Genomic DNA, 3,529 nt, shown 5'->3' with positions numbered 1-3,529 from the left:
GCTCGGTGATCGACCGCTTCCCGGTGCTCATCACCCAGCACATGCCGCCGACCTTCACCACCATTCTCGCCGAGCATCTGGCGCGTTCGAGCCGCCGCCCGGCAGCCGAGGCGGTCGACGGCGAGCCGGTGAAGGCGGGACGGATCTATCTTGCGCCGGGCGGCAAGCACATGCGCGTGGCACGCAGCGGCGCGGACGTCGTAATCGCGCTCGATGACGGCCCTGCCGTCAATTTCTGCAAGCCGGCGGTCGATCCGCTCTTCACCTCGGCCATCGACGTCTGGCACGGCAACATCCTCTCGGTCATCCTCACGGGCATGGGCTCGGACGGCATGCGCGGCGGCAAGGACATCGTCGCCGCCGGCGGCAACGTGATCGCGCAGGACGAAGCCTCCAGCGTGGTCTGGGGCATGCCGGGGGCGGCGGCCAACGCCGGCATCTGCGCGGCGATCCTGCCGCTCAATCAGATCGGCGCCAAGGTCAATCGCCTGTTCGCGGGAGACCGCTCGTGACGCCGACGGATTACGACTACCTGCGCAAGTTCCTGAAGGAGCGCTCCGGCCTCGATCTCTCGGCCGACAAGCAGTACCTGGTCGAGAGCCGGCTGCTGCCGCTCGCGCGCAAGGCAAGCCTTCCCGGCATCCCCGATCTCGTGCTGAAGATCAGGAACGGCGACGGACGGCTTGCGAGCGACGTGGTCGAGGCGATGACCACCAACGAGACCTTCTTCTACCGCGACAAGATCCCGTTCGATCATTTGCGCGACACCATTCTTCCGGGCCTGATCCAGGCCCGCGCGGCGCGCAAGAGCCTGCGGATCTGGTCGGCCGCATCCTCGACGGGGCAGGAGCCCTACTCGATCGCCATGTGCGTGAAGGAGATGGGTGCGGCCCTCGCGGGCTGGCGCGTCGAGATCGTTGCCACCGACCTGTCGCAGGAGGTGCTGGAGAAGTCGAAGGCCGGCGTCTACAGCCAGTTCGAGGTGCAGCGCGGCCTGCCGATCCAGCAACTGATGAAGTATTTCACGCAGGCCGGCGAGCTCTGGCAGCTCAATGCCGATATCCGCGCGATGGTGCAGTTCCGCCAGCTCAATCTGCTCCAGGACTTCTCCCATCTCGGCACGTTCGACGTGATCTTCTGCCGCAACGTGCTGATCTATTTCGACCAGGACACCAAGGCGGTGATCTTCGAGCGCCTCGCCAAGGCGATGGAAGCCGACGGCACGCTGCTGCTCGGCGCCGCCGAATCCGTCGTCGGCATCACCGACGCATTCCGCCCGATCGCGGACCGCCGCGGCCTCTATCAGCTCAACCCCGCGCGCTCCGGCCGTCCCATGGGCGGATTGATGCCGCCGTCGCTGAAGATCGCCGCGGCAAAGTGAGCTCTCTCGTCATTCCGGGGCGGCGCATAGGCGCCGAGCCCGGAATCCATAACCACAAGCCATCGTAACAGGCAGGCTGGGAGAGCCAGCTCCTTTGATCCGCATATGGTTATGGAGTCCGGGCTCACTCGCTTCGCGAGCGCCCCGGAATGACGACCTCACAAAATTGCATGCGGCAGAAACCGCGAGCGGTTGCCGGTGATCGGGCTCTCGTCCTCGCGGATCGACAGGCCGCAGGGCTCGTGGTTCACCAGCCAGCTTCCGATCACCGGATAGAAGCCCGAAAAATTCGGCAGCGGCGCCAGCGCCTGCCGCACGAAGCCTTCGGCGCCGTAGGGGCCTGCCTGCTCGTCGAGCGGCATGCCGCCGGACACCAGCGTGACATTGGCGCCTTCGCGCGACAGCAATGGCTTGCGCACATACGACGTGCCGAGCTCCGCCGCCCGCGCGTCGTCCTCGAAGAAGGCCGGCAGCAAATGGGGATGGTTCGGAAATATCTCCCACAGCAGCGGCAGGATGCCCTTGTTGGAAAGCACGGCCTTCCACGGCGGCTCGATCCAGCGCGTGCTTGCGTCCTTCAGCTTTGCGCCGAAGGAATCGTGGAACATCCACTCCCAGGGATAGAGCTTGAAGGCGAGCGCGATGTCGGCATCGTCGAGATCGACGAATCCACGAGGCTCGTCGCGCCAGCCGACCTGCTCGATGTCGAGCAGCTTGGTCGAGAGCCCGGCCTGGCGCGCGGTGTCCTCGAGATAAGCGAGCGTGCCGGCGTCTTCCGCATTGCCGGTGATGCCGGTGAGATGGACGTGCCGGCCGCCGGCGATCTCCTTCCACGCCGCGATCAGCCGCTCATGGATGGAGTTGAACTGGTCGGCACGCGCGGGGATGACGCGACGCTCGATCGCCTGTTCGAGCCAGGTCCACTGGAATACGGCAGCCTCGAACAGCGAGGTCGGCGTATCCGCGTTGTATTCGAGCAGCTTGGCGGGTGACTTGCCATCGTATTTCAGATCGAGCCGGCCATAGAGGCTGCGGTCGTCGCGCGTCCAGCTCTCTGCGATGAGGGGCCAGAACGCGTCCGGAATCTTCAGGCGGCGCAAATAGCGCTCGTCGCCGATGACGCGGCCGGCAAGCTCCAGGCACATGGCGTCGAGCTCTGCGGTCGGCGCCTCGATGCCGCGCTCGATCTCGTCGAGCGTGAAGCCGTAATAGGCACGCTCGTCCCAATAGCGTTCGCCGTCGATGGTGTGGAACACGAAGCCGCAGCGCGCCGCGGTCTCTCGCCAGTCGTCGCGCTCGAGGCATGTGATGCGCTGCATGGATCAGCCGCCGCCCGAGAAGCCGTGGCCGAACGAGCCGAAGCCGCCGCGGCTCACGCTGCTGTGGCTCACATTGGGTGACGTGCTCGACGAGGAATGGCTCGAGGAATCGCCGCTGTAGAAGCTCGTCCGCGACGGCCAGCGCGAGCTGCCTCCAGACGAACTGCTGCTGCTTGTGCAGGTCGTGGTCGTCTGTCCCGGCACGGCGCCCGGCGTGGGTTCGCAATTCTGCCGCGGCATCAAGGTGTAGGCGGTGGTGCCGACCGCGAGCGTGCCCATCACCAGCAGCGCGACATGGCCGGAGCGCTTCGCCGGCGGGCGCGGCGGCGCCGGCTCGGCGACCGGCCGGCGCTTGCCGAAGTCCTTCTTGGAGGGTTTGTCGGCCATATCACTTCGCAATCATGTCAGTAGATCATGCTGGCGGCGTTGAGCAGGCCCGCGGCGAGCGAGGACAGGCCGAGCCAGATCGCGGGGGCGAGCTCGCCGTCATCGATGCGCCTCGACAGGTCCGGCACCGGAACCTTGACGAGATAGAACACGACGACCTGCACGATCAGCGCGATGGTCGCCCAGATCAGGCAGTCCAGCACGTTGGCCGAATGCGCGATGGCGCTGACCAGCGGCGCCACGAAACCGAGCAGGCTGAGCCCGAGCGCGATCGCCGCGGCCGGCTGGTTGTCGCGGATCAGCTGGAATTCATTGTGCGCGGTGATGCGGGTGTAGACGAACAGATAGGCCACGATCGCGATCAGCCCGGTGCAGAAATAGACCAGGAAGGCGGGCAGGCCGGCGAGTGATTGCAGGATCATCGTTCCCCCATCGTGCAGCG

At 66.1% G+C, this 3,529-nt stretch carries 5 protein-coding genes; 2 read left to right on the top strand and 3 right to left on the bottom strand.

Annotated elements, in window-relative coordinates:
- Both JHD07_RS35515 and JHD07_RS35510 read left to right on the top strand, forming a co-directional pair.
- On the top strand, positions 1–512 hold a 512-nt coding region (locus JHD07_RS35515; protein WP_291630677.1), incomplete at its 5' end, for a chemotaxis protein CheB.
- Positions 509–1,381 (top strand): protein-glutamate O-methyltransferase CheR, encoded by an 873-nt coding sequence (locus tag JHD07_RS35510; protein WP_291630674.1) that lies wholly within the window; start codon positions 509–511, stop codon positions 1,379–1,381. The genes JHD07_RS35515 and JHD07_RS35510, both read left to right, overlap by 4 nt.
- A 158-nt stretch (positions 1,382–1,539) precedes the next feature.
- Here the strand turns inward: JHD07_RS35510 and JHD07_RS35505 are convergent, their stop codons facing one another.
- Genes JHD07_RS35505 through JHD07_RS35495 form a run of 3 tightly spaced genes read right to left on the bottom strand, consistent with a single transcriptional unit; the run spans position 1,540 to position 3,509 of the window.
- The gene (locus JHD07_RS35505; protein ID WP_291630672.1) at positions 1,540–2,700 is read right to left on the bottom strand and encodes a glutathionylspermidine synthase family protein; all 1,161 of its coding nucleotides are present in this window, start codon (positions 2,698–2,700) and stop codon (positions 1,540–1,542) included.
- Between the two features lie 3 nt (positions 2,701–2,703).
- Positions 2,704–3,087, bottom strand: coding sequence for a hypothetical protein (locus tag JHD07_RS35500; RefSeq protein ID WP_291630671.1), 384 nt, complete (start codon positions 3,085–3,087; stop codon positions 2,704–2,706).
- 17 nt (positions 3,088–3,104) lie between these two features.
- Positions 3,105–3,509 carry a DUF350 domain-containing protein gene (locus JHD07_RS35495; RefSeq protein WP_291630679.1) on the bottom strand — a complete coding sequence of 135 codons (405 nt, stop codon included), beginning with the start codon at positions 3,507–3,509 and terminating at the stop codon, positions 3,105–3,107.
- Positions 3,510–3,529: the final 20 nt, after the last annotated feature.

Source organism: Bradyrhizobium sp. (genome assembly GCF_016462955.1).
Taxonomy (GTDB): Bacteria; Pseudomonadota; Alphaproteobacteria; order Rhizobiales; family Xanthobacteraceae; genus Bradyrhizobium.
Note: the sequence above shows the minus strand (reverse complement) of the source record. Positions and strands in the feature narration are given on the sequence as shown.